General features: G+C 55.4%; 1 pseudogene. It reads right to left on the bottom strand.

What is annotated here, in order from left to right:
* Window positions 1-399 (bottom strand): annotated as a pseudogene (locus L6D80_RS29885) (IS5/IS1182 family transposase); the annotation flags it as partial.
* Between the last annotated feature and the right edge of the window lie 65 nt (window positions 400-464).

Below are 464 nucleotides of genomic sequence, written 5' to 3'. Positions count from 1 at the left end.
ATAGCAGCAGGCTTCGAGCAGCATCCGTCGAGAATGACGCGGTGGCACACCACGACCTCCCTGAGTTTCAAACAAATCGGCGACCAGCGCCCATTCAGCATCAGTCAGGCAGCTGGGATATCGTTGCTCCGGCAACTGGCGTCGGTGCGTTTCGTTGTAGCCGTAGGACTTGCGAGGTTCGGGTGAAACAAAGCTGCCTTTGGCACGCTGCTTCACTCGTGTAATTCCAGCCAGCTTCAAGGCTTTTGCAAACGTGTCGGGATGAGCGGTGATACCCGTTTCAGCATGGAATGCATCCGCTAATTCAGCTTGGCTGGAGAAGGGATGGGTTTGTGCAAGCTTGACGAGCATTGGGTACTGCTCTGCGGCAATCGCGGGCGGGCGTCCGGTTCGAGGCATGACTTCAAGGCTGTCCAGGCTGAAGGAGTGGTGAGTTTAGTTTATTTTGTCTACACCCTCTTAGG

The sequence above is a fragment of the Pseudomonas ceruminis genome, assembly GCF_021602025.1.
In the GTDB taxonomy this organism is placed as follows: Bacteria; Pseudomonadota; Gammaproteobacteria; order Pseudomonadales; family Pseudomonadaceae; genus Aquipseudomonas; species Aquipseudomonas ceruminis.
The sequence above is the reverse complement of the archived record's forward strand: the minus strand, read 5'-3'. Positions and strand labels throughout refer to the sequence as shown.